General features: G+C 47.4%; 21 protein-coding genes. 11 read left to right on the top strand and 10 right to left on the bottom strand.

All coding sequences use genetic code 11. The features are described 5' to 3' along the window. The first annotated feature begins 1 nt into the window (after position 1). Positions 2 to 994: an AraC family transcriptional regulator gene (locus RH46_RS12305; RefSeq protein ID WP_006879792.1), complete on the top strand. Its 993-nt coding sequence runs from the start codon at positions 2 to 4 to the stop codon at positions 992 to 994. A gap of 141 nt (positions 995 to 1,135) precedes the next feature. Continuing rightward, complete coding sequence (locus RH46_RS12300; RefSeq protein ID WP_006879791.1) at positions 1,136 to 1,894, top strand: class II glutamine amidotransferase; 759 nt, start codon at positions 1,136 to 1,138, stop codon at positions 1,892 to 1,894. Here RH46_RS12300 and yjeH read toward each other — a convergent pair. Further along, positions 1,887 to 3,146 carry an L-methionine/branched-chain amino acid transporter gene (gene yjeH / locus RH46_RS12295; RefSeq protein WP_006879790.1) on the bottom strand — a complete coding sequence of 420 codons (1,260 nt, stop codon included), beginning with the start codon at positions 3,144 to 3,146 and terminating at the stop codon, positions 1,887 to 1,889. The two genes, RH46_RS12300 and yjeH, sit on opposite strands and share 8 nt — an antisense overlap. 207 nt (positions 3,147 to 3,353) lie before the next feature. Here yjeH and RH46_RS12290 point away from each other — a divergent pair, with 207 nt between their 5' ends. The 6 genes from RH46_RS12290 (at position 3,354) to yddG (ending at position 7,862) form a co-directional block, all read left to right on the top strand. After that, a complete protein-coding gene (locus tag RH46_RS12290) occupies positions 3,354 to 3,806 on the top strand; it encodes an Lrp/AsnC family transcriptional regulator (protein WP_006879789.1) in 453 nt (150 codons plus the stop codon). After that, positions 3,796 to 4,716 carry a LysR family transcriptional regulator gene (locus RH46_RS12285; protein WP_006879788.1) on the top strand — a complete coding sequence of 307 codons (921 nt, stop codon included), beginning with the start codon at positions 3,796 to 3,798 and terminating at the stop codon, positions 4,714 to 4,716. Before RH46_RS12290 ends, RH46_RS12285 begins: the two co-directional genes overlap by 11 nt. 110 nt (positions 4,717 to 4,826) lie before the next feature. Next, complete coding sequence (locus RH46_RS12280; protein WP_006879787.1) at positions 4,827 to 5,441, top strand: LysE family translocator; 615 nt, start codon at positions 4,827 to 4,829, stop codon at positions 5,439 to 5,441. Between the two features lie 47 nt (positions 5,442 to 5,488). Next, complete coding sequence (locus RH46_RS12275) at positions 5,489 to 6,487, top strand: Gfo/Idh/MocA family protein (RefSeq protein ID WP_006879785.1); 999 nt, start codon at positions 5,489 to 5,491, stop codon at positions 6,485 to 6,487. Positions 6,488 to 6,498: 11 nt separating this feature from the next. Then, on the top strand, positions 6,499 to 6,897 hold the full coding sequence (locus tag RH46_RS12270; protein WP_006879784.1) for an OsmC family protein: 399 nt from the start codon (positions 6,499 to 6,501) through the stop codon (positions 6,895 to 6,897). Between the two features lie 59 nt (positions 6,898 to 6,956). After that, a complete protein-coding gene (gene yddG / locus RH46_RS12265) occupies positions 6,957 to 7,862 on the top strand; it encodes an aromatic amino acid DMT transporter YddG (RefSeq protein ID WP_006879783.1) in 906 nt (301 codons plus the stop codon). On the opposite strand, the gene RH46_RS12260 is transcribed toward yddG, so the two are convergent. The 7 genes from RH46_RS12260 to RH46_RS12230 form a co-directional block, all read right to left on the bottom strand. Then, on the bottom strand, positions 7,852 to 8,328 hold the full coding sequence (locus RH46_RS12260; RefSeq protein ID WP_006879782.1) for a L,D-transpeptidase family protein: 477 nt from the start codon (positions 8,326 to 8,328) through the stop codon (positions 7,852 to 7,854). The genes yddG and RH46_RS12260 overlap by 11 nt on opposite strands. Positions 8,329 to 8,489: 161 nt before the next feature. Continuing rightward, on the bottom strand, positions 8,490 to 10,124 hold the full coding sequence (locus tag RH46_RS12255) for a BatD family protein (protein ID WP_006879781.1): 1,635 nt from the start codon (positions 10,122 to 10,124) through the stop codon (positions 8,490 to 8,492). Continuing rightward, positions 10,124 to 11,998, bottom strand: a complete 1,875-nt coding sequence (locus tag RH46_RS12250; RefSeq protein WP_006879780.1) for a vWA domain-containing protein — start codon at positions 11,996 to 11,998, stop codon at positions 10,124 to 10,126. The genes RH46_RS12255 and RH46_RS12250 overlap by 1 nt, the downstream gene beginning before the upstream one ends. Further along, positions 11,991 to 12,959: a vWA domain-containing protein gene (locus tag RH46_RS12245; protein ID WP_006879779.1), complete on the bottom strand. Its 969-nt coding sequence runs from the start codon at positions 12,957 to 12,959 to the stop codon at positions 11,991 to 11,993. Before RH46_RS12245 ends, RH46_RS12250 begins: the two co-directional genes overlap by 8 nt. After that, positions 12,952 to 13,425 carry a DUF4381 domain-containing protein gene (locus tag RH46_RS12240; RefSeq protein ID WP_006879778.1) on the bottom strand — a complete coding sequence of 158 codons (474 nt, stop codon included), beginning with the start codon at positions 13,423 to 13,425 and terminating at the stop codon, positions 12,952 to 12,954. Before RH46_RS12240 ends, RH46_RS12245 begins: the two co-directional genes overlap by 8 nt. A gap of 2 nt (positions 13,426 to 13,427) precedes the next feature. Further along, positions 13,428 to 14,345 carry a DUF58 domain-containing protein gene (locus RH46_RS12235; protein ID WP_006879777.1) on the bottom strand — a complete coding sequence of 306 codons (918 nt, stop codon included), beginning with the start codon at positions 14,343 to 14,345 and terminating at the stop codon, positions 13,428 to 13,430. 11 nt (positions 14,346 to 14,356) lie between these two features. After that, positions 14,357 to 15,313, bottom strand: coding sequence for an AAA family ATPase (locus RH46_RS12230; protein WP_006879776.1), 957 nt, complete (start codon positions 15,311 to 15,313; stop codon positions 14,357 to 14,359). Between the two features lie 391 nt (positions 15,314 to 15,704). On the opposite strand from RH46_RS12230, the gene RH46_RS12225 reads away from it, so the two are divergent. The 3 genes from RH46_RS12225 to RH46_RS12210 all read left to right on the top strand — a co-directional run bounded on the left by RH46_RS12225 (position 15,705) and on the right by RH46_RS12210 (position 19,383). Then, on the top strand, positions 15,705 to 17,618 hold the full coding sequence (locus RH46_RS12225) for a methyl-accepting chemotaxis protein (protein ID WP_006879775.1): 1,914 nt from the start codon (positions 15,705 to 15,707) through the stop codon (positions 17,616 to 17,618). Positions 17,619 to 17,689: 71 nt separating this feature from the next. Then, positions 17,690 to 17,890 carry a hypothetical protein gene (locus tag RH46_RS12220; RefSeq protein WP_006879774.1) on the top strand — a complete coding sequence of 67 codons (201 nt, stop codon included), beginning with the start codon at positions 17,690 to 17,692 and terminating at the stop codon, positions 17,888 to 17,890. Positions 17,891 to 18,165: 275 nt separating this feature from the next. Continuing rightward, positions 18,166 to 19,383, top strand: coding sequence for an iron-containing alcohol dehydrogenase (locus RH46_RS12210; RefSeq protein WP_006879771.1), 1,218 nt, complete (start codon positions 18,166 to 18,168; stop codon positions 19,381 to 19,383). Between the two features lie 61 nt (positions 19,384 to 19,444). Here the strand turns inward: RH46_RS12210 and pyrC are convergent, their stop codons facing one another. Both pyrC and RH46_RS21815 read right to left on the bottom strand, forming a co-directional pair. Then, the gene (gene pyrC / locus RH46_RS12205) at positions 19,445 to 20,473 is read right to left on the bottom strand and encodes a dihydroorotase (RefSeq protein WP_006879770.1); all 1,029 of its coding nucleotides are present in this window, start codon (positions 20,471 to 20,473) and stop codon (positions 19,445 to 19,447) included. A 174-nt stretch (positions 20,474 to 20,647) separates the two neighbouring features. Then, positions 20,648 to 20,806, bottom strand: a complete 159-nt coding sequence (locus tag RH46_RS21815) for a YqaE/Pmp3 family membrane protein (protein WP_006879768.1) — start codon at positions 20,804 to 20,806, stop codon at positions 20,648 to 20,650. Between the last annotated feature and the right edge of the window lie 229 nt (positions 20,807 to 21,035).

Below are 21,035 nucleotides of genomic sequence, written 5' to 3'. Positions count from 1 at the left end.
TATGCGAGCTATTGGGATTTTCAATATCCACCTGGAAGCTCGCAGGCGTTATCAGCTAAAGGCAGACTCGCTCGGCATTCCTGAAGATGTTTTCAACCACCCAATGACCTTAATTCCAATATCAGTGGTGAACGAGTGGTACACCAGATTGGAGCAGTGTACGGGTAATCCTGACATCGTTCTGGATCTGGCCAAAGATCATGATATTTCCAGAGCAGGGGCTATCAGTCACTGGCTGCTGTCTGGTGCTGATTTTGCTGCTACGATCCGCCGCCTGAATTACGGTCTTAGCAGTTTGCAAAATGGCGCTTTTCTCTCCGCGTCGATCAGTGGCTCGATAATTAAATGGGCTTATCGAAATCCTCACGTTGCGCCGAGCTGCAAGGTACACGACAGCATTCGTATGGCGATGATATTGGTCAAGATAATGAGAATGTATCTGGGTAGTGACTTCGCGCCAATGAGAGTTAGGCTATCAGGGGTACGTAAGAATGAGCAAAAGTATCGCGACTTCTTTGGCTGTGATATCGACTGGAGTCATTCGTGCACTGAGATATGGTTCCATTCTGATTCGCGTCTGGCCTCCAAACAGCAGGGGCAGGTTAAAAAGGCTAAGTTAGCGATGAATTTTTCTGACTTAGATGAACTGCTTAATATGCCCGACCCAGAGGATGAGGTGAAGGTGATTTACGAAGTGCTTAACTACAGTCGTTATTATGGTCTGCCAACTCTGGAGCATGTCAGCACATTACTTGGCATGTCGACCCAACAGTTGCAGCGAACCCTGCGTAAACTCGGGATGAACTTCTCTACAGTATGTGGCTACGTGTTGAGTAATATTGCCGTTTCGATGTTGGCCAAAGGCGTCGAAATTGAAACAGTCGCCAGACGACTTGGTTATCAGAACACCGCTAGTTTTAACCGGATGTTTAAGAAAAACCGTGGTTTGACGCCCAGCCAATATATTCAGCACTTCTCATTGGACGACCATTAAACTGGCGCTGCCTGCGAACTCCCGTACTACCTGAGAGGATATCGCCTCAAAGTAGTGAAGTTGTCCGGCACGTTGAACCCTTGCCGAACGATTCGAATCATGATGTTATGAGAGGGTGTTAACGTCATATGAGGGAAAGATATGTGCCGCTGGTTAGCTTATCAGGGAGAGTCCATTTATCTGGACGAGTTAGTCTATGAACCTGAGCATTCGTTGGTTCACCAAAGCCTGGAGGCAAGAAAAGCCGTTACCCGAGTCAATGCTGATGGATTCGGCTTAGGCTGGTATACCGAACGCGAAACACCGGGGCAATTTCATGAAGTCCTGCCAGCATGGGGAGATGAAAACCTGCGCTCACTCGCTCACCATATCCGTTCACACCGTTTTATGGCTCATGTGCGTTCGTCTACCGGCACTCAAGTATCCCGCTCAAACTGTCATCCATTTATCGACGATAACTGGATGTTTCTGCACAACGGGCAGATTGGCGGTTTTGAACAGGTTAAATATCAACTGCAGCAGCAATTGAGTGAAGAGCTGTATTTAAAACGAATGGGAACCACAGACAGTGAGCTGATTTTCTTGTTAATGTTGCAAAACGGCTTGGTTAATGACCCGGTTAAAGCGATTAAAACCACATTAGAAAGCATCGTTGTTGCGATGAAGAGTAAACAGGTTACTGAGCCTCTTAAGGCATCAATCTGTATTTCCGATGGGCAAAGCTTCTGGGTTGTTCGTTATAGTTGTGACTCTGAAGCGCCGACGGTATTTATCAAACAGGATGGAGCTAATATTGTGCTGGCGTCAGAGCCGCTAGAAAAAAGTGCTGAGTGGAAGCAGGTGACTCCGCAGAGCATTCTGCACATCCACTCAGGCACTGTTGAGCGATTTGCTATCTGATGTTGCCCTGTTTGATGGTTCGCCATCTTTTCCATGGTAGATTAAGTACAGCGAATACAGTCACGGCATAAAGCATTGACCAGCCGAGGCAGATAAATACCGCACTGCACAACAGCAGTGACACCCCAGCAAGTCGACGACTCAATCCACTAAGCAGCTTATACGCCGCTAACATGGCCAGCAGGTATATCAGAACGAAGATACCGTTGGCCAGTTTAAGAAAGAATTCCAAGTCAAGTCCTGACATCTCGCCAATCACACATGAGACAGCAACCACCGCGCCGACAGCCAGTGTGGCGTGAGCGGGAACGCCTCGGATGGAAAGGCGAGAGAGTGCACTGTTGGGACTATATTCCCGTGCTTGTGCCCACAGCATACGCGATAAGCTTTGGGTGTAGAGATTGACACTGGCAAAGCAGGCAGCAAAGCCAATGATGCTGATCAGCGTCTTGAACTCTACGCCGAACAGTTGCTCAGAAATCCACGGAATAGAGGCACTGTCAAAGGCGGGAGTACCATAAGCGCCCATTTTAAGGATGATTACCGAACAGACCCAATAAGTCGCCCCTGCAACGAAACAACCCACCACGATCGCGATTGGGAAATCACGTTGCGGGTTCTTAAACTCTTCACCCATATGGGCAAATGCTTCGATACCTACAAAGCACCAGAACATCACCCCAAGCGCTAAGCCAATAGGCCAAACGCTGTCAGCAGATAGGGGAGGCAATACAAGGTCTTGGCTGGTAAAACCGCCTTTCCACCAGAATGCAGCAATAAGTGAGAAAATCGCAATCGCAATAATGGTTTGTAATCGCCCAGAGGATTTCGCTCCCGCGAGGTTGACGGCAATCAGCAGGGCGACGGTGATTATCTGGGCCATTAGCGATGAGCTAAAGCCCTGAGGTAAAAGCTGCTGAAGAAATCCGGCTGCTAAAGCAATGGCAGCAGGTACGCCAACCGGGATAACACTTAAGAACAGCCAGGCAACGCTTTTCTCTAGTTTAGGGTTGAAGGCTTTACGCACAAAGTAAGCCGTTCCACCTGCATTTGGAAAGCGCTTGCCCAATTGAGCGAAGGTGAGGGCTATGGGGCAGATCGCGATAAACAATAGTAGCCATGCCCACAGTGAAAACTGTCCGGCAATGCCAGCAGCGATAGCGGGCACCATAAACAGTCCTGTTCCCAATAAAGTGGTTGATAACTGCCCGATGCCTGACAGTAAGGTAATTTCTTGTTTTAACTCGCTCATAGTGCTTTCCCTGCATCTTTTCTGACTTTGTGATTAGGTTATCTGAAGCGGCTTATCTATGCATTAGTCATTTCGTCGCAGTTTGCTGTCATTATGTCGGTTTGAAGATAAATCGCTGACAATTTGTCTGCTTTCATCTGTAGCGGTTTTATGTCACATTGCATTTAACCGACAGGATAAGTTGGGGGTAGACAGGAAGTAATAAAAATGGACAAATTTGATCAGCAAATCATCGATATCTTAAAACTCAATGCCCGAGCGAGCGTTAGTGATATTGCACGCAAGGTAAACCTCTCTCGTTCGGCGGTGACGGCGCGAGTTCAGAAGCTTGAGAGTGAGAAAGTCATTCTTGGCTATCACGCTGATGTGGCGAAAAAAGACAACATTGAACTGATTAAAGCGTATCTGGCGCTGAAGTTTGATATGTCCAGTTCCACACAATACTGCGAAACCTATGCAGAACATATCTATCAGATTGATGGTGTGAAATGGTGTCATGCGATCAGTGGTGAGACAGACATGATGCTTTATGTTGAAGTGGAAACCATGACTCAACTCAATGCGATTCGCGATGAGTTACAAAAAATACCGGAACTACGTCATTTGATGACTCATACGGTACTGACTGAATTCTTTAATACGTTATCCAATGCTAACTAACCTCAACCTAAATTTACTTCGTTCACTGCATATGCTGCTAGAAGAAACCCATGTCAGCCGTGCAGCGCAAAGATTGCATATCACTCAGTCAGCGATGAGCAGACAGCTAGCGCAGCTTCGTGACCTATGTGGCGACCCACTTCTGGTGCGAGATGGTAACAACCTGGTACCAACCCCGCGCGCATTGGAGATGCAGGATAAACTAAGAGTGTTGTTGGGCGAATTTGATGCGCTGCTGGCGGATAAGCCTTTCGATCCTAAACTATGGCAACAAGAGTTTGTTCTCTCTTCGAGTGACTATGTTGCTCAATATATCTTGCCGGATGTGGTCGCCGTGACAACGGAACAAGCGCCAAAGGTCAACATTGCCTATCGATTATGGCAGCCAGAATTTTTGGCCAACTTTGAACAGACAGGTATTCATCTGGCGTCGACTATGCTGGCTCAAAAGCCTCAACATCTTAGCAGCGTAGAGATTGGTCACGATAAGTCGATGTGTGTGATGCGCGCCGATCACCCGTTGTCTGGTCGCGAGGAGATAAGTTGTGAAGCGCTGGTCACTTATCCGCATTTGAAAGTCACAGGCGGTGGCGATAAGGATACCAATGCCGACCTGGCGCTGGCGCAGCATGGTTTCCAACGTCGTATCGCTCTCAAAGTGCCATTCTTCTCAGCAGCGGTGAATGCGTTGAAAAATAGCGATCACCTGATGATAGTACCTGAGCATATTGCCTATCATTTAGCGCGCGAGTCTGAGTTAACTTATCGTCCATTACCCTTTGACACCAGTGAGCATCTTTACTGGTTAATGTGGCATCCAAAATATGATCACGATAAGGCACACCAATGGATGCGAGATAAAGTACTCCATGCAATGCAGACATCACCTTACTCAATCGGTATGATTTGAAATCATTACCGCTATAACGAGATTTGATTTCAGATCATTAGCAGGATGCTTTAACGTGAAAGCAAGTTTTCAACGTCGGGACTGACTCGGCGATTATAAGGATAGAATTAATGACGTTCACGATTTGGCTTTCTCTATTTACCATCTGTATTCTCGGCGCCATGTCTCCGGGACCAAGTCTGGCTATGGTTGCTAAACACAGCCTCGCTGGCGGTCGACTTAACGGTCTGGCGACCGCTTGGGCACATGCCTTTGGTATTGGCATCTACGCCTTTATTACCCTGATTGGCTTAGCCGTTGTTCTACAGCAATCTCCACTACTGTTTAAAACCATCAGTTATGCAGGTGCCGCCTACCTTGCATACTTAGGCTACAATGCATTGCGTTCTAAAGGTGGTGTCGCGGCTCGGCTTGAATCTGGTCAACAAACCACTATCTGGCAATCTGCTAAAGAAGGCTTTCTAATTTCGCTGCTGAGCCCAAAGATTGCTTTGTTCTTTATCGCTCTGTTTAGTCAGTTTGTTGCTGTCGGTGATAGTTTCACCGCTAAGAGCCTGATCGTAATGACTCCGTTGGTTGTCGATGGTTTATGGTATACATTGATTACCTTCTTACTCTCTAGCCCTAAGCTGATCGACAAAATTCGCTCTAAAGCAATGTTGATCGACCGACTATCAGGAGCGGTGTTAATTCTTCTGGCATTGAGAGTAGTACTGACTGTGTAAGGCTACTGCGCTGCACAGACACGCTGATGTTGTAAGGAACAAGTGAAATGATAAAGCTAGCTGTCATAGGCACTAACTGGATTACCGACCAGTTTATTGAAGCGGCGTTGATGACCAAAGAGTATCAACTCACCGCGGTATACTCGCGTTCAATTGAGCAGGCACGGAGTTTCGCCTGCAAATATGATTCACCCGCTCTTTTCGATGATCTAGACCAGCTAGCGGATTCAGATTTTGTTGATGTGGTCTATATTGCCAGCCCTAACTCCCTGCATGGTCCCCAGGCGATTCAAATGATGCAGGCGGGTAAGCATGTGATTGTCGAAAAGCCGATGGCCGCTAGTTATGCGCTAGCGAAGCAAATGTTTGAAGTGGCTGAACAGAATCAGGTGGTGTTGTTTGAAGCCTTTATGTCAGCCCATTTGCCTAACTTTAAAAAACTTAAGCAGTTACTCCCGTCGCTTGGTCAACTGCGTAAAGGTATGATTAGTTATTGCCAGTACTCATCGCGCTATCCTAAGTTTCTTGCTGGCGAAAACCCTAATACTTTCAACCCGCAGTTCGCCAATGGTTCGATAATGGATATCGGCTTCTATTGCCTTAGTTCTGCCGTTGAGCTATTCGGTGAACCTATTTCGCTTCAGGCACAGGCTCAACTACTCAGTTCCGGGGTTGATGGCAGCGGCAGTGTGATTCTAAATTACGACGGTTTTGAGGTCGTGCTACAACACTCTAAAACCAGTGACTCTTATTTGCCGAGTGAGATTCAGGGGGAAGAGGGGGCTCTGCAGATGGAAATGATCTCCACTGCAAGCAAGCTGATTAAAATTGAGCGCAAGGATAAGGTCGCGCGAGATGTGAGTGTTGAGCAGGTATCTAATCCTATGTACTACGAAGCACTTGAATTTGCAGACCAATTTAAGCAACAATCAGCCAATCAACAATGCAGCCAGCGTTCGCTTGTTGTAGCTAAGTTACTGGAGGAAATCCGTCGTCAAACCGGGGTAGTATTCCCAAGCGATGATGCTGTTTCCTCGAACCAATAGAGATTATAAAGATGCAAGCTGAAGTAAAGTGGGTAGAAGAGTTTAAGTTTCTGGGTCAATCTCAGTCAGGTCACTCAATTGTTATGGATGGCAACGGTGGAGCAACTGCGCCGAGTCCGATGGAAATGGTGTTGATGGCTGCTGGTGGTTGTAGCTCAGTGGATGTCGTCGATGGTTTGAAAGAAGCGGGCCAGAAAGTGACGGCGTGTAATGCCAAGCTAACGACTGAGCGCCGAGAAACTGCGCCACGTATTTTTACTCAGGTAAACATCCACTTTGAAGTGTCTGGTGAAAACCTGTCTCCAGAGATCGTTGCCAAAGTTGCTGCTGATTCGCTAGAGAAATACTGCTCTGTGTGTCTAATGCTGGGTAAAGGCATTGAGATGACGCACAGTTGGGAAATTGTGTAACTGCTGCAAACAGATTACGAGCCGAGCGTTCAGCTCGGCTTTTTTTTGAGTAAATGACCATGAACAATAATACTCATAAATTCACTATTGCCGGTATGGTTGCCATTCTGCTGTGGAGCAGCGTGATGGGTTTAGCCAGAGCGGTAACTGAAATGCTAGGGCCAGTTGGTGGGGCGGCGTCAATTTATACTGTCGCTTCACTATTTTTGGTGCTTGTTATGGGACGTCCAAAGCTACGCAACTATTCGTTACGCTATGTCTTAATTGGCGGCAGCTTGTTCGTCGCCTATGAGATCTGCCTGGCGTTAGCATTGGCAATGGCAAACTCGCGTCAGCAAGCGATAGAGATGTTGGTTATCAACTACCTTTGGCCAGCTTTAACCGTGCTATTGGCGGTGCTGACAAGTGGTAAAAAGACCAACTGGCTCGTTTATCCAAGCATAGCGCTGGCATTCTTTGGTGTAGCGTGGAGTATTACGGGTGATCAGGGGCTGACTGTGGCGCAAATTGCAGCCAATGTCGCGACTAACCCAACCACTTATGCTATGGCATTTATCGGCGCATTCCTGTGGGCTATCTACTGTAACCTGACCAAGCGTATCGCTAATGGCCAGAATGCGATTACCTTGTTTTTCATCATGACGGCAGTGGCACTATGGATCAAATACGCTATTAGTGATGAAACGGGGATGACACTGACGCTAGAGTCTGGCGGATTGCTGCTGGTATCGGGTATTGCGATGGGCAGCGGCTATGCGCTGTGGAACTACGCGATTATTGGCGGAAACATGGTGTTTCTTGCCACCATGTCCTACTTCACGCCAGTATTATCGACAGTGATTTCATCGTTTATTCTGGGTTTAGTACTGACGCACAGCTTTATTCAGGGGGTGGTTATGGTAACCGTTGGCTCTTTGATGTGCTGGTGGGTCACTCGCGAAAAAGCGCCTCGAGTTACCAAGTAATGTCTATTGGGGTACCCACTTCAACCAGTTGAAGTAGCTGGTCCATTTCCTGATTACTGATCGCAATACAACCATCTGTCCAGTCAAAGCTTTGAACATAGTTGGCTGGGCGGGTTTCACCATTCTTCAAACCGTGAATCTTTATGTTGCCCCCCGGATCCAGATTACGGTTCATCGCATATGCCATGTCTTGAGCGTTGGGATAACTGATGTGGATGGAACGATAAAACTCAGAATCTTCCAGCACAAAATCTAAAAAATAGCGACCTTCGGGAGTACGCTGATCACCCTCGTGGATTTTGTGTCCTTTTGGTCTCTTACCTAAAGCAATTCTGAACTCTTTGACCACCTCATTGTTCTCAATCAGGTACATTCGACGTTTTGATTTGTCGACTTTGATGAGGTCTATGCTCGCCCAGGTAGGGAAGCAAACAGCCAAACCAACGACAAACAACCACTTAGCCAAAACAGGATACCTTTGTAAAACTCTCTTCTATCAGTCTAATCGATCTTGTTACTAATAAGGAGTGATTTTGTCGTCTCGAAATGACCGGAAAGTTGATGGGTTATAAAGCTGAAATTAACAAGGCAGCCGATAAAGGCTGCCTTAATTGCAATTGGCTTGATTTATAACGAGGCCAATGTTTCTGAGTGAGATGAGCGTTTGTTTGATGACTTGTTGGCTTTTTTGAGTAAGGTGATCAACTCTTTTGACTGCCATTTGTCTGCTGAGTCCGAGTAACCGCTTCGGTTCATTGCCGAGCGCTGCTGCTCAATTTTCTCAGTAACCGCTGGATCCAGTTGAGGATGTTCATCAAGCCAGCAATTGAGCAGGTAATTCGCCTGTACGCTATTTCCATTAGCCAGTGCATTAAGCAATTTGTCCAGAGTCGGGCTGTCAGGCAGCTCGGTTTCAATGTTTGATTTAGTTTTACTCGCTCGGTACCACAAAGCTAAAGTAACCAACCAGAGAAGCGCGAACAATCCAGCGATATATGGCCAGATACCTGCCTGATAGATAGTGATGGTTTTCGTTTCTGTAGCGGGTACGTTTGGTGTCGCAATGACCTCATTATTGTTCAGGCTTGCTGGCGCCACATCCAGTTTCAGACCGCTGAGAGTCGCTTTATCCTGACGGTGATTGCTACTGTCCCACCAGTTTAGCGTGACATCATTAAGGCTTACTTCGCCCTGTTGTTGAGCAATTAACACCTGTTTGACTGTCATTCGGGTCACACCTTTTCCAAGGTCGTTAAACTGTGGCTTTTCTTGATAGAGACGTACTGAACCCGGGTAGCTAACTTGTATATCAGGGAACTGTTCAGAAGCGAGTCCGGCAATATCGAGATGGATTTCGCGGGTGATAGACTCGCCAACCGTGGTTTTAAAAGGCGTCGACGGGTCAATTTCCTGACCTGCAGAGTCACGCCACTGTTGTGAGAGAGTCAACGAAGAGGCTGGAAGCCATTGTCCCTGATAGTCACTTGGGATTGGTTTCACTGAAACCTGGAACTGTTTTGCTGGCGTATCGGCTGAAACCAGTTTCGTGGTACCCGTGCGATTATCCCCATACACTACGCTGCCTTTAAAACCGATACCTGAAAGGGAGAACTGACCCGCTTTCTCAGCTGTGATGTTGTAGCTCTGATCGACGACTGTCACCTCGACGCCATCCACCACTGCTTGATATTGGTTTGGTTCGCCAATCGGTTTAAGCGCAATGCCTTGAGCTTTTGGCGCAATAATGTTTGGGTTTTGTAATCTCCGTGGATCCGCCTTGACGATCAATCGAGTAGTTAACAACGCGTTTTCATTCGGGTAAAGCGTGGTTTTGCTGAGGTTACTCTGTAACTCTACTAAATCATTAACATCTGGCTGGTTGTTATCAACTGATACCTGAATCGATATTGGCTGTGACGAGACGCCATCGACAGTAAAACTCGGTATGGTAGCGATACCTAAACGCTGAGCGGCTAACGAGACATTCCATTCACTGCGATTAGAGCGTTTACCATTAATGAAGTTCATCGAACTGCCAAAGTTTGGTCTGCCGACAAAGAAGTCTTTTTCAAGCACAGAAAGGTCGAGCGCATCAGAAGAGACTTTAGCATCGACCACGATTCTTAGCTGGAATACCTGATTCTTGACCACCTTGTTGGTACTGACTGTTGCCGTAATATTGGTGGCTAATGCTAACGGGCTCATCAGTGCAAACAGCACAGCGATTAAGCTGAAAATATATTGTTTGATTGATCTATTCATTACCATTTCTTACCTGTGTCTTGAGGCGGTGTTTTCTGTTGTGCCTGAAGCAGCATTTGTGCACGGAGTAGTCGACTCGGATCTCGGGCACTTTCTACTTGTTGAAGCTTTCTCAGCTCGGGTTCAATTGCTTGCTGATTATCTTGCGCCTGGGCCTGATTTTGTTGTTGGGCAGAGTCATCGGGTTGTGGTGAATCCTGCGTTTTTTGGCTTTGCTGTGCTTTGCCCTCGTCACCATCTTGCTGTTGTTTGTCGTCAGACTTACTTTGTTGCTGTTGGGATTGACTCTTTTCAGCTTGATTCATTTCAGCTTGTTGCTTACCAGATTCCTGTTTTGAATCAGAGGATTGCTGATTCTGTTGTGGTGAACTCTGCTCTTTTTGCTGGTTTTGTGACGATGATGAAGATTGGCTCTCACTTTGTTGTTGACTCTGATCTTGAGACGACTCACCTTGTTGCTGTTGCTGTTGCTGTTGCTGTTGCTGTTGCTGTTGCTGTTGCTGTTGCTGTTGCTGTTGCTGTTGCTGTTGCTGTTGCTGTTGCTGTTGCGCCTGACGCACCACATCAAGATTGTGTTTAGCGTCCTGATGATCAGGCTTTTCAGCAAGTATCTGTTGATACATCTGTGCCGCTTGATCCAGCTGCCCATTCTGAGCATACGCGTTAGCCAGATTGTATTTATCCTCCAACTGCTCGGCACCCTGTAAAGAATCAATCGCAGCAGGGAAGTCTCCAGCCTGATATTGAGCAATACCTTTCCACTTTTGATCTTCAAATAGCTCCGCAGCAGCAGTGTAGTCTTTGGCCTGATAACGTTGCATCGCTTGTTGATCATTGGTCAACCACGGGCTTGCCATTGCAGGCTTAGGTGTCAGTGTTGGTATCAACATCAGTGTTAGCGCAAACAACAAACCGCGTCTAAACATCAGTAGGGCAGGGATCAACAGTAATGGAACTAACCAGAAGCCCTGATTAACTCGCTCAGAAATTGTCTGGTCTTTTTTCGACGTTTTGGCTTGATCTATGTGGGAAGTCGCCTGAGTGATAGTTTCGATATCACTGTTGGTGACTTGTACCGGTACAAAGTAGCCATTTACCGCTGAAGTAAGTGCACGCATATTATCGAAGTTGGCTTTAGCGACCACAGGTTGTCCGTTGTCTTTGGTCATCAATGAGCCGTCAGACAGCTTGATTGGCGCGCCAGAACGTGTGCCGACACCTAAGATCACCAGTCGCCACGACGTTCCTTTCAACTGATTTTCTATCGCTTGCTGTTCAGCGTTATCAATATCATCGCTGATCAGCACTATATCACCGGAAGCCAAACCAGCATTGGTCATCATCTCAATCGCAAGTTTAACCCCAGCTCCAGCGTCTGCCCCCGGGTACGGCATCAGTTCTGGGGATAGGTTAGGCAGTAAGTTAGCTATGGTTTGCGAATCATTGGTCATTGGACTTACCTGATAGGCATCACCCGCGTAAGCAACTAATCCGGTGCTGCCTTCTTGCCAATTCTTGAGCAGATCGAGTGCTTTAAAACGGGCCTGAGTTAAGCGATTAGGTTTGATGTCGGTAGCGTACATGGACATCGACATATCCATAACCATCACCCGAGCACTGCTATTAATGTAACTGGGACGCTGTTGCTTGGAAACGCTAGGGCCTGACAAAGCGACAATCGCAATCACACCACAAATGCCAATGATACGTAGTCTGGCTGGCTGCTTGATGGCGCTGGCAATCCCCATTGCGCTAGCAAGGTGAGGGGCAATCAAAGTTTGTGATCGCCCTCTGTGCATCAGCCAGACAATAAATCCGGCCCATGGGATGAGCGCGACGAGCCATAAGGGGTAGAGCAAGATAAAATCAGACATGATCTCTCCTTAGGACTAGCAGCAGTGAAAAGCTTAATAAGGCAATGGTAAGCGGCAAGCCAAACCACTCTTTCTGCGGTCGCCAGACTTGTGTTGCGTTACTGACTGGCTCCAGGCTATTGATGGTGTCATAGATGGTTGCCAGTTCATCGGCATTACGTGCACGGAAATACTGCCCGCCGGTGAGATCTGCAATCTCTTGTAAGGTGTTTTCATCAAGATCTTTAGCAGTGTTGACCTTGCGAGTCATAAAGAACTCTTTCACCATCATTTCACCAGCCCCAACCCCTATGGTGTAGATAGTTGCGTTGTACTTTTTGGCAATTTTGGCGGCTTCAATCGGGTCAAGAACGCCGGAAGTATTACTACCGTCGCTGAGCAGGATCATCACACGTTGCGGCGCATCGCTATCGATAAAGGTTTTGGTCGCCAAACCTATCCCTTCGCCAATCGCGGTTTTATCTCCGATAAGACGCAGAACCAGAGATTCCACTTGCTTGGCAATCGTGTTTCTATCAAGGGTTAACGGTGTTTGCAGATAGGCGTGATCGGCAAACAGTACCAGTCCGAGTCGGTCACCCTCACGCTGCTGCGCGAAGTCAGAAACGACTTTCTTAACGGCGGTTAGCCTGTCAATGTAGTCGTCTTGGCTGAGCATATCTTTTTGACTCATCGAGTAGGAAAGATCGACCACTAACATCAGGTCGCGATGTTTTGGTTGAGTGGTAACCGGTTCTCCGTACCAAACGGGTCTAGCGGCGGCGGCAAGCAGACTGAGCCAAAACAGTGTCGCGAGCAGTTTCGCTACATTGTTTTTCGGCGCCTTACCACTATTTGACTGTGGCAGATAAGGCAAGCGAATAGGCGTTGATGCTGTGACGCTCGGTAGCAAAAAATAGATCAATAGTGGCAGTGGTGCCAGCAATAAGACCCACCACCAGACGAAGCTGATGTTAGCCACGCGACGCTCTCCTTCTTTTCGGTGGCAGCGCTTGCTCTACCCAGTCACTGCAATGCTGAATGAGTTCCGCTGCATTGTCTACTGGCTGAGAGCTGTATAGCGCTTGCTGCCATAGATCATAGTTATCGCCAAAACGAGAACCTGTCGCCTGGCTATCAAGAAATGCATACCACTCTCTTCCCGTCAGTTGGGCAATCTCCTCACGGGGGAAGTAACACAGTGCGGCTTGTCTCACCAACTCAATCGCCTCCGAGGGTTTTTCTCCACGGGCAAGCAGGCGCAGTGCCGTTTTCTTGGGGGCAAGTCTCTTTTTGTTCCATCGAATGAATAGCCAGGTCGCAAGCAATAGCGTCAAAGCGGCTGCAATGGTCGCCCACCATCCCCAAGCTAAAGGCAACCATGATGGTGGCTCAGGAAGGTGCATAGGGTTAAGAGGTAAAAGTGATTGTTGAGTCTCGTTGCTCATTCTTAAAATCCATGTATTTGTTGAGTAAGAGCAGCATCGCTAGAGAGCGTTGAAAAACTGATACCCATTTTTTGTGTGAGTTGTTGGAGGTAGTGCTGCTGTTGTTCGAAAGCCTGCCCAATACCTTGGCGGGTTTTAGTTGATGAAAAATCTAGCCATAACGTTTTAGTTTGATCGGAGACTTGTTCGCTGCCGCGAAACTTGGTCTCACCTCGTTCGAGCGGATCGACAATCTGTACCAGTCTTACGCGGTTGTGCTGGTTTAGTCGGCTAAGCTGAGGCTCTAGTTCAGGCGTAAAGCGTGAGAAATCACTCAGTACAATGATCTCACTTCCTTTTGGGCACAGACGTGCAACGGCGCGTAAGCCCATTTCTAAACCGTATTCACTATTTGCGCGCTGTTTTAATTGCTGTTGATGTAAGCTGACCAGAGATTGGATTACCGCTAATGCACCTTTATGCCTTGCTGTAGGTTTGAGCTCAACCAATTGGTTGCCAGTATCAATAACAGCACCAACACGATCCTGCTCGGTAACACTGAGCCAGGCAATCAGGCTAGCCATATGAGCAACCTGAACCGATTTAAGCATCAGCGTCGAACCAAACATCATGCTGCTCGACAGATCGATATACAACACGATTGGTTTCTCGCGTTCTTCTGAAAAAAGCTTAGTGTGCGGCTTACCCGTTCTGGCCGTTACTCGCCAGTCGATGGTGCGAATATCGTCGCCTGCCTGATACTGACGAACCTCGCTAAAGTCCATCCCCCGCCCAAGCTGACGACTCTGATGTTGACCGAGCATCTGCGACCATAAACTCTTGCCCGGCGGCAACCATTTGATGCACTGCTGTTTGTAATAGAGCAGCTCATCAAGAGTCAGGTTTACACCATCGCTGTAAGGGGGCAATCTGCTATCCATACTCAATCGCCTTAAGCACTGCCGACTAAGGAGAGTAGCTTATTGATCACTTGATTCGGCTCAATACCTTCGGCCTGCGCCTGATAGCTCAGTAGTAAACGGTGACGTAACACAGGAAATGCCATTGCCTGAACATCTTGAGGAGAAACATAATCACGGCCGTTTAGCCATGCATAAGCGCGAGCACAGCGGTCAAGAGCAATAGTTGCACGGGGACTGACACCCATATCTAACCACTGAGCCAGTGTAGTGTCATATTTGGCTGGCTCTCGCGTTGCCATCACTAGTCGGATAATGTACTGCTCAATGGATTCCGCCATGTGAGTCTCTAGTACCGCTTTGCGCGCCGCAAAAATCTCCGCCTGAGACAGGCTTGGAGGGGTAACACCTGTTTCACCTTTAGCTTCGCCACGATTTAAGCGCAAAATCTCCAGTTCACTTTCGGCATCAGGGTAGCTGACATCGAGATGAATGAGAAAACGGTCTAGTTGAGCTTCAGGAAGAGGGTAAGTACCTTCTTGCTCAATCGGGTTCTGTGTTGCCATTACCAGAAATAGCTGAGGCAGGGGATAGGTTTTACGCCCAGCGGTGATCTGCTTTTCTGCCATTGCTTCTAACATTGCCGCCTGTACTTTAGCTGGTGCGCGGTTAATTTCGTCGGCAAGAATCAATGAATTGAAGATTGGTCCGGGCTGGAAGCTAAACTCCCCCGTTTCCGGACGAAAAATATCGGTACCTGTCAAATCTGCAGGTAGCAGGTCTGGAGTAAATTGAATGCGGTGAAAGTCGCCTTCAATGCAATCGGCCAGAGATTTAACCGCGCGGGTCTTAGCAAGACCAGGAGGGCCTTCAACAAGAATGTGACCATCGGCGAGCAAGGCAACAAGTAACTGGTTCACGAGTTCGCTCTGGCCAATGATTTGGCTGTTCAAGTATTCGCGCAGGTGTTGTAGAGCGTGTGAGTTCATGATTTTGTTTCTCCTCATTTTTTCACTTAGTAGCTCGCGAATTGAAAAAGTTCCGCGTGAAAGTCATCTCATTCGTCGAGAGATGAATAAATCAGCAGTCGGCGATTTTAACATTCAGACAAACGTAAGTATTTCAGTTGGTTAAAATATGGGGGTGAAAATCTCACTTCCAAGTTGTCATTTATGCAAAGTTACGTTGAATAGCTGATAGCGCGCGAGAAAAAAGTCTTAATTCTCACCTTATTGATTAATTTATAAAGAAAACTGGAGCGCTGCCGATATGCTAATCTGATGGAAAGGGTCTAATGTAGGGAAGGCAGCTTGGGGAGTTTCCCCTTGGTTGCAGACCAAGAAATCGATGAATGTAGAATGGCTTGGAAAGGCGCAGAATATGAAATTGAACTCAATCAGTATCAAACAGAAGGTTGTTGCGGGGATTACCTTTGCGGTATTAGCTTCAACCATCATTGTTGGAGTCATGGCTCAGAGGCAAGCGCGTGCAGTGTTAGAACACCGCTTGATTGATATCGAACTGCCTTCGATGTTAGAGCAGATTAACAGTGAGATTGACCGCGAAGTTAGCCAACTTTTACTGGCTGCAAAACAGCTAGCCAACAACGAATTTATTAAACAAGCGGTTGATACTAATTCGATCTCCCCACAAGTAGAAACAATGCTGGTGAAGCAGCTTAATAACGTCCGCAATCAGTATCAACTGAATGATGCGTCAGTAGCAAACCGAAATACGGCTTATTACTGGAACCAGAATGGTTTCCTGCGTCAGCTCAATCAACAACAAGATGGCTGGTTCTTTGGCTTCAAACAATCAGGCAATGAGACTTCGGTAAGCATTTTCCAGGAAGCTAACGGCGACGTAAAAATGTTCGCTAACTACCAGCTTAACAATGGTCTGACTATGTCGGGACTATCAAAGTCTATGGACGACATGGTGTCATTATTAAACGGTTTTACTATCGAGAAAACGGGTTTTGTATTCCTTGCAGATGCAAATGGCGATGTTCAGATCCATCGCGACAGCAGCAAAGCTAAGTCATCGGTATCAGGGCTGTTTGGTTCAGAGTCAGGAGCACTATTGAATAAATCAGGTTTTAACCTGATTGAGACTGACTATGAAGGAGAGCATGTGTTTGTCGCGAGCACCTATATCCCTTCAATGAACTGGTTTGTTATTGGTGTGGTACCGGTAGATGAAGTGTTTGCCGATCTTGATGCGGTAGCGAAACAAATGATGGTTACCACTATTGTTGTGGCGGCACTGTTTATCTTTATGGGTATCTTCCTTGCAAACAGTATCGCGCGCCCGATTCGCGAAATTGCCTCACGCTTTGCCGACCTTGGTAAAGGGGATGGTGATTTATCGCAACGCATCGCGGTGAAAGGTAGCGATGAGATTGGTCAGCTATCTGAAGGCTTCAATGGCTTTATCGAGAAGATTCATCAGTCGATGAAGGAAGTGGCATCAACCAGTCACTCTTTGCAGGCTGCTGCTGACGGTGTATCGAGCAAAGCGAACACCACTCATGATAACAGTCAGATTCAACGCGACCAGACGATTCAGGTTGTAACGGCGATTAATCAGATGGGTGCAACCATTAGTGAGATTGCGAGTAATGCTGCGACAGCAGCGGATACAGCGTCGCAAGCGTCTGATAATACCCAGGTGGGTCAGGATGTCGTGTCGAAAGCGAAAGATGCAATCAGCCGTCTGGCGTTAGACATTGAGAATACAGGTCAGGTAGTAGAGCAGCTTGCTTCAACCACTCAAGAGATTGGCTCAATTCTGGATGTAATTCGTGATATCTCTGAGCAGACTAACTTGCTGGCACTAAACGCTGCAATTGAAGCGGCACGTGCGGGTGAGCAAGGCCGAGGTTTTGCTGTGGTCGCAGATGAGGTACGTAATCTGGCCAGTCGTACTGCTGATTCGACGGAAGAGATTCAGAAGATGATCAACCAACTGCAAAGTGATGCGAAAGACGCGGTTTCAGCGATGGAAGCGGGTAAGAGCGTTACCGGAGAGGGTGTGAGTGCATCGGATGAAGCGGTTGAAGTGCTGGTGAGCATTTCTGAGCGTATCCATGATATCTCTGACCGAAACACTCAGGTTGCAACGGCAACAGAAGAGCAGTCGACGGTAGTCCATACCATTAACCAGAATATTGAAGAGATTAATGCGATCAATGAAGTGACCACAGGAACCGCGGAAGAGCTTGCTGCAGCAAGTGCTGAGCTGAAAGAACTTTCAGTGCGTCTCGACACTATGGTTGGTAGCTTTAAACTCTGATGCAGACTGGCATAAAGGGGGCTAAGTGGGTAAACTTAGCCCCAGTTGTTTTTTAAAAGGTAAGTGAGATCATGAGTGATTTCGAAAAAGAGCTAGAGCAGATGTCTCAGGAAATGGGTGACGAGCCAGAAGTGGCGCTTCCATCGATTGATGAACAGAAGGCGATTGCTCAAGAGCTGAAGAAGCTTGAAGCAGAAGGCAAGTTGACTCCAGAAGTGTTAGAACAGTACTTTGGTAAGTTCTACGCTAAGAACGACAAGCCAGTGCACTAATCTGCACTTTGAATGATTCAGAAGCCGCCGAGTGCGGCTTTTTAACGTTTTGGAACCAATAATGTTTGTTGTATACCGATTGCTAAAACTGGCAGTAATTTCTGCGATATTTTTTACCATTTACGATCTGATCGCTTTTGGCGAGATCACCTGGGTAGGGCGTTTACTGGCTCATATCTAGACACCAAAATGCAAAAAAATTGAGTGCGACACTAGAGATAACTCTTTGTAAAGTCTAGGCTAATAATATCAACTCAATCAAATAGAGATACCTGATGGAACAGAAGCTCTACTATTGGCTACATAGACTTTACATGTTGGGGCTCAAAATTGCTGCCAAGGTTCTGCCTATCTCCAAACCGACCCTGTTTATCGGTAAAGATGCGCTCAAACAGCTTTGTCATAGCGTCTCCATCATGGGGATTGATAAGGTTCTGATCGTTACTGATCAGGGCATAGTTAAGCTGGGCTTTGCTAAGAAACTGGCATTCGAGTTCGAGCGGGTTGGCGTCCATAGTGCCATCTACAGTGATGTACTTCCTGACCCCACTTATGATCAGGTCGAGGCTGGACTGGCAATCTATCGCGAGCAACAGTGTCAGGGTGTGGTCGCGATTGGTGGTGGTTCTCCGATCGACTGCGCTAAAGTCATTGCTGCCGGCGCAACCAATAACAAACCTGTGCGTCGCTTGGTTGGCCTGCTTAAAGTATGGAAGTCACCCGCACCGACTTTCGTTATTCCAACTACCTCCGGCACTGGCTCAGAAGTGACTGTGGCTGCGGTCGTCTCTGATCCCAAAACCCATCAGAAAACACCCGTTATGGATCCTAAGCTGGTACCGATCGCTGCGGCGCTTGATCCCTCTTTAATGCTCGCTCTGCCTGCGCCGATTACGGCTCAGACAGGTATGGATGCGCTAACCCATGCTATCGAAGCCTATATCTCCTGTAATGCTACAGCCGAAACCGACCGCTACGCTCTGGCGGCGATTACTCTGATTGATGAAAATCTGGAAAAAGCGGTTAAGTTTGGTCAAAACGCGACTGCACGGCAAAATATGGCGTTAGCCTCATACTATGCGGGGCTGGCATTCACTAAAGCGAGTTTAGGTTACGTGCATGCCATCGCCCATACGTTGGGAGCGAAGTATGGTACGCCGCATGGTCTGGCAAATGCGGTGGTTCTGCCCCACGTTTTGGAATTTTCAAAGTGTGCCGCGGAGGCGAACATGGCCAAGTTGTCGACCGCGCTTAACCTGACTAATCAATACACGCCAGACAGAGAGAAAGCGCAGGCATTAATTGAGTATGTCAAAACGTTGCAGAAGACATTGGATTTGCCGAGTCACTTTGAGCATATTCGTCATGAACATGTCAACGAGCTGGCCAGGCAGTCTCTGCACGAGGCGCGCTGGAACTATCCGGTGCCCAGATATATGGAGCAGGAGCAGTGTGAAAAACTGATACTCGCCATTGCTGCTAGCACTAAATAAAAACAGCCCTCGATGCATCGCTCGAGGGCTGTTTGTTTTCAGGTTAAGTAACGCGTTGAGATTACTTTACTGTCCAGGCAATAGTTTCGCCCGCGCGGATTGGCACAACAATGTCACTACCAAATGGCATTGACTCTGCTACCGGCCATTCCTGTTTAGTCAGAGTTACCGTGTCCGTGTTGCGTGGTACACCGTAAAAATCAGGGCCATTGTGGCTGGCAAACGCTTCCAGGTTGTCGAGTTTACCTTCCTGCTCAAACACTTCGGTATAAAGTTCTAGTGCAGCGTGAGCGGTGTATGAACCTGCACAGCCACAAGCGGCTTCTTTCATGCCTTTCGCGTGTGGTGCTGAGTCAGTACCAAGGAAGAACTTCTTGCTGCCACTGGTCGCTGCTTCAATCAGCGCTTGCTGGTGGGTGTTGCGCTTAAGAATCGGCAGGCAGTAGAAGTGCGGCTTGATGCCACCAACTAACATATGGTTGCGGTTGAAAAGTAGGTGGTGAGCAGTGATTGTCGCTGCAACGTTCTCATTGGCGTTTTTAACGAAGTTTGCTGCGTCAGCCGTGGTGATGTGCTCAAGAACAATCTTCAGGTTAGGGAAGTCATTAACGATTGGCGCGAGAACGGTGTCCAGAAACTCTTTTTCACGGTCAAAGATGTCAACATCGTGGTGAGTTACTTCACCGTGCACAAGGAGTAGCATGCCGACTTCTTGCATCGCTTCAAGCACATGGTAGATGTTCTTAGCGTTAGTTACACCTGAATCTGAGTTAGTTGTCGCGCCCGCAGGGTAAAGCTTAGCAGCAACGACAGCGCCAGATGCTTTAGCTTTACGAATCTCATCTGGGGTTGTGTTATCAGTCAGGTAAAGTGCCATTAATGGCTCAAACTGCTCACTTGGCTTCTCTGCCATGATGCGTTCACGGTAGGCAAGTGCCATTTCGGTATCGGTAACAGGTGGGACTGTGTTAGGCATGATTAGCGCGCGTCCATTGTAGCGGCTAATGTCTCGCACGGTATCCTTTAGAACTTCGCCGTCACGTAGATGAACATGCCAGTCGTCAGGACGTGTGATCGTAAGTGTTGTCATTTTTGCTCCCACCATTGTAAAAAGTTGTCTGATTGGAGCCTAAACCTGGCGAAAACCGTGAAGGCAAACGCTTACGCTTAGGCGACAGGATGATAGAGCAATCTGCTTACTATTTCATCCTCTTTTTTGGTGGAAGCAATTGGTTGCCTAATTACTAGGCGGGGAGAGTGCTGTTTAGCGAACAGTTAACCACAGAGCGTGGATTGATCCTGGAATGAAGAAGAAGAACGTCAGAATCAGATTGATTAAGAAGTCTTTGTTCAACCCTTTATCAAGAAACACCGCCAAAGGAGGTAGGAAGATACACAGTAGGATCATAACGAGTTTGTTCATAACGTTGCTTAACTCCAGTAAGTTGATAATGGTCAGTATCAGACCTGATAGGGCATTATCTCCCTCAGCAACAAGAAGTCTATTGCCTAATCCTTACACTAGTTGATATTCAGCCTATTCTGACGTGTTTTTTGCACGTCTCTCACATTTGAGAACTCACGGCCTTGTGTTGTTTTTGTTAAATAAATTCAATTAAATCAGAGAGAGTTGGGTATAATAATCCGACAAT

The organism is Vibrio brasiliensis LMG 20546, assembly GCF_000189255.1.
Classification (GTDB): Bacteria; Pseudomonadota; Gammaproteobacteria; order Enterobacterales; family Vibrionaceae; genus Vibrio; species Vibrio brasiliensis.
Note: the sequence above shows the minus strand (reverse complement) of the source record. Positions and strands in the feature narration are given on the sequence as shown.